The organism is Kitasatospora sp. NPDC047058 (assembly GCF_040643935.1).
Taxonomy (GTDB): Bacteria; Actinomycetota; Actinomycetes; order Streptomycetales; family Streptomycetaceae; genus Kitasatospora.
This window is the reverse complement of sequence record NZ_JBEYVJ010000570.1, coordinates 1-3,612: the sequence shown is the minus strand read 5'-3', so window position 1 is coordinate 3,612 and position 3,612 is coordinate 1. Positions and strand designations below refer to the sequence as shown.

Genomic DNA, 3,612 nt, shown 5'->3' with positions numbered 1-3,612 from the left:
GCAGGGCCTCGTCGGTGAGCAGCCGGTCGAGCAGGTCCGCGTCCACGGCGTCCGCCGTCGAGCGCAGTGCGAAGCCGTACGCCTCGGCGGCGGCGACGTTGATGAAGTGGTCCGCTCCCTGCGGGAGGATCAGCTGCGGGACGCCCACGGCCGCGGCGGTCATCATGGTGCCGGAACCGCCGTGGTGCACCACCGCGTCGCAGGCGTCCAGCAGTTGGGCGAGCGGCACCCACGGCAGCGGCTTGACGTTGGCCGGCAGCCCGCCCAGCGGCGCGAGGTCCGTGTCGCCGACCGCGAGCAGCATCTCCGCATCGAGGCCGGCCGCCTGCTCCAGCAGGCGCTTGACGGGCGCGACCCCCTCCCACTCCGTGACCACCGTGCCCAGCGTCACCGCGATCCGCCGCCGCGCCCCGCGCCCGACCAGGTCCGCCGGGACCGTCCCGCCGCCGTTGAACGGCACGTACCGGACGCGCCAGCCTCCGCCGTCCCCGCCGAGCGAGGCCGGGACGACGTCCAGGACGGTGGACTCGGCAGGGCCGTCCAGGCCGTGCGCCCGGTACTCGTCCGCGAGCAGCCCGGCCATGAGGCCGGCCATGCCGCCGGTGGACACGCCGAAGTTGTGCATCACCGCGGGGATGCCGAGCTTGGCGGCGACCAGCGGCGCGGCCGGCTGGAACGGGGCGTGCACCAGGACGTCCGGCCGCCAGCCGGCCGCCACCGCCAGCAAGCCGTCGATGGTCACCCGGCCGTGCTCGGCGAACCCCCGTGCGGCCAGCGCCATGGTCTCGTCGTCCGGCCGCTCGTCGTCGGCGAAGTGGACGTCGGGGAGGACCCGCGCGAAGGCCGCCCGGACGTCGGTCCCGTCGCCCACGTCGACAGCCGGCAGCCCGGTGCCCCGGAGCTGCTCGATCGGGGTCTGACCCGCGAACAGGACGTCGTGGCCGGCCGCCCGCAGCGCCTGCGCGGCGGGTACCAGCGGGAATATGTGGCCGACCGAAGCGGGGGCGGTGAACAGAACGCGCACAGTGATGCTCCCTCGTACTGGAGTTCGTGGCGTGAAAACGTATCAGCGGAACGGAGAATTCATTCCTGGGCTGAAAGCACAAGAACGAAACCTCTGATCACGTTGAAGCCTGTTCCATCGGATAGCGTCCGGTGGTTCGCACCAGAGTAACGATCGTGGCGGCCAATTCTCCTGTGATGTCACCATCTTGAGTTGGCATCACCGGCGCCTCGGCGAAATCGTCTTCGCGAAGCGTCCTGAACCATCTCGATCGGTGCGGATCGGTCACGGGCGACGGAAGCCGCGGACGGGCACCGGTCTGTTCGGAGAGTCCCTGCGGACAGCGGACAGCGGACAGCGGTCAGCCAGCAGCCTCTTGAGCCGGCCGGCGGAGGAGGGCGAGGCGGCTGGCGGTGCGGTCGAGGTCGTGCATGAGCGTGGAGTCGGCGGAGAGGCCGGCGAGCGGGTCGGCGCCGATCAGGACCAGGCGGACGTCACGGTCGCAGCAGACGTCGACCAGGTTGGCGAAGCGCCGACGGCCGTCGGAGGACGCCTCGGTGAGTGGTGGGACGTCGTCGAGGACGATGGTGGGGAAGCGGTCGGCGACTGCGAGGTAGTCCGCGACGGCGGTGCGGCCCTCGCACAGCTCCTGGAAGCCGAACCACACGTGGTCCCGGCGCACTGCCTTGGCCGGCAGCTCCCGGTGATGGGCGGCCACCGCGCCCGATTCCCCGGGCTGGGGAGGAACGAGACCGGCCGAGGCCTCGTCGCCGGGGTGGAGACGGGCGCCGAGGTCGAACCCGCGAGCGCGGTCCGGCCGGGGCTGCCGCCGGAAGTCGACCGGTCCGGAGACATCGAGCACGTCCATGCGCTCCTCGATCAGCCTGATCGTCGGCTCGAAGAGGTGGTGGTACAGCGGGTCGGGCATCAGGCCGGCGGGCGGGTAGTTGGACGTGGTGACAAGGGTGATCCGCCGGTCCAGCAAGGTCCGGAAGAGACGGGCGACCAGCATCGCGTCGCCCGCGTCGTGGGCGTGGAACTCATCGAAGACGAGAATCCGGCAGTTGCCGAGCAGCTCGTCCACGGCCCGGTCCACCGCCGCGCCGTCCGCGGTCCGGCTCCCGGCGTGGTGGGCGACGCCCTCGTGCAGCCGGCGGAAGAAGTCGTGGAAGTGCAGCCGCCGCTTGCGCGGGGTCGGCAGCCCGTCGAGGAAGGTGTCCACCAGCCAGCTCTTGCCGCGGCCGACCGGGCCCCAGAGGTAGAGGTGCCGCGGACTGCGGCGCAGCCGCCAGGCCGGGTGGGCCAGCTCGCCGGCCAGCCGGCTGAGCCGTTCGACCGGGGCCTCCTGGGCGGGGTCGAGCGTGAATCCGCGCTGCTCCGCGGCCCGGTGGAAGTGCCCACGCATTGCTTCGTACTGCTTCTGCACCCTGTCCGTCACGGGTCCGGACCCTAGCAGGGCATCAGGACCGCCATGATCAACGGGAGTTCCCGGTTGGCAGGCGCTCCTTCCGCCGTGTGATCGCCTTCATGTCGGCGATCGTAGGCAGCGCCAGGACATCGAGCACCTGGCTTTGTGTGAGGCCGTGTCTCATGATTGATCTTGTGGCCGGCGGAGGAGAATCGATGGATGCGGCGTGGGAGAGACCTGGCGTGGTGGGAGAGGTGACAGTCCGGGAAGCCGAGCAACTCGCTTGCGCCTACCTGCGCGAGGAGATCCGGGGTGGACGGACGGCGGTTGGACTCTCAGGTGGGACGAGTGGGCGTCCGGAGAGGACGGGTTCGTGTTCGAGTTCGGCAGGGCCGGTAAGTCGCCTGCCGGGGCGCCGGTGTTCGTTGCCCGGGTCGGCGGCCGGTGTCGCCTGATGCCGGCCAGCGAGTACCGCCCGCGTCGGCGCCCGTGCCTCGGCGGGATCGCAGCTCCGAGCACCAGCCGCGGGTGATCCGACAACACCAGCTCGGCCCGCTTCGGCCCAGGACGTCCCATGCGCCGATCAACGGCCGGTCAAGGAGTCAGGACACCGGGCGCACGGCGGCCGCTGCTCGCCGCCGAGCGGATGCCGGGCCGCGCCGACCGGCACCTGGCGCTGCTTCAACTCACCTGCAGTGGCGCCTGCCTGCGGCGACGCCGTACTTCCTTGTCAGCCGATCGGTAAATCGGTTGGCCGGCCGGGATACGGCTGGTAGCGTCTGGGCAGCCGTGAGAGAACACAGAGGAGGTGACACCCATGAAGGCTGTACGCAGGTGGGTGCTCCCCCTTGTCCGTCACGGTGGGCGATCGACATAGGTGTCGCCGGGAGCGCCTCGGATATGGCACTCCTGAGGGGCAACACCTATGAACTCTGTGCATTCCACCTCGGGCACGGGCGAGCACGCGATCGTGGTCACCCGGGTCTCGGACACGCAGTGGCACGCAGTGGAGGACGACCGCGTGGTCGGCCACGGCGACGCTTCGCGCCGGCCCGACGGGCGGCTCTTTGTCAGCATCGACGCGTGGCACGGCGCGGTCTTCGACCGCATCGCCGAGGCCATGCTCGCGGACCTTCCGACCCCGCTGTACACCGTGGCCGACGAGGCCGACCACGACTCGACGTCCGCCTGGAAGAGATCG

The 3,612-nt window shown here is 71.0% G+C and carries 3 protein-coding genes and 1 pseudogene; 1 reads left to right on the top strand and 3 read right to left on the bottom strand.

The genetic code is table 11. From position 1 onward, the window contains the following. From ABZ885_RS37590 to zapE, 3 genes are all read right to left on the bottom strand, one after another. The coding region (locus ABZ885_RS37590) for a nucleotide disphospho-sugar-binding domain-containing protein (protein WP_360199140.1) at positions 1 to 1,024 on the bottom strand (1,024 nt) is incomplete at its 3' end. Positions 1,025 to 1,121: 97 nt separating this feature from the next. Continuing rightward, positions 1,122 to 1,292 (bottom strand): hypothetical protein, encoded by a 171-nt coding sequence (locus ABZ885_RS37585; protein ID WP_360199138.1) that lies wholly within the window; start codon positions 1,290 to 1,292, stop codon positions 1,122 to 1,124. 72 nt (positions 1,293 to 1,364) lie between these two features. After that, the gene (zapE, locus tag ABZ885_RS37580) at positions 1,365 to 2,441 is read right to left on the bottom strand and encodes a cell division protein ZapE (RefSeq protein WP_360199136.1); all 1,077 of its coding nucleotides are present in this window, start codon (positions 2,439 to 2,441) and stop codon (positions 1,365 to 1,367) included. An 895-nt stretch (positions 2,442 to 3,336) separates the two neighbouring features. On the opposite strand from zapE, the pseudogene ABZ885_RS37575 reads away from it, so the two are divergent. Beyond that, positions 3,337 to 3,612 (top strand): annotated as a pseudogene (locus ABZ885_RS37575) (GNAT family N-acetyltransferase); the annotation flags it as partial.